Raw genomic sequence first — 306 nt, 5'->3', positions numbered from 1 at the left:
GGGAAACAATAAACTGACCGGATTACAAGTGGCGATCGCCCGTCATGCTAATGCGGCTTTAATCAACTTGAAACAAGAGACCCCCGAGCAAGAGGCCATCCCCCGTCGCTTTTTTTTGCGTTTGGTGCAGTTGGGAGAAGGACGAGCCGATACCCGTCGCCAGCAACCTGTAAATGCCCTGCGTGCAGGAAACGATCCTTACTTATTTGAAAAAACATTATCCCATTTGGTCAACTGTCGCCTACTGACCCTCAGTGGTGGAGAAAATTCTACTCGTAAAGTCGATATTGCCCATGAAGCCTTAAT

1 protein-coding gene is annotated in these 306 nt (G+C 48.4%); it reads left to right on the top strand.

All coding sequences use genetic code 11. The features are described 5' to 3' along the window. Nucleotides 1-306, top strand: a 306-nt coding sequence (locus M595_RS31480) for an nSTAND1 domain-containing NTPase (RefSeq protein ID WP_023070077.1), incomplete at both ends; no start/stop codon positions are given.

The sequence above is a fragment of the Lyngbya aestuarii BL J genome (assembly GCF_000478195.2).
In the GTDB taxonomy this organism is placed as follows: domain Bacteria; phylum Cyanobacteriota; class Cyanobacteriia; order Cyanobacteriales; family Microcoleaceae; genus Capilliphycus; species Capilliphycus aestuarii.
The sequence above is the reverse complement of the archived record's forward strand: the minus strand, read 5'-3'. Positions and strand labels throughout refer to the sequence as shown.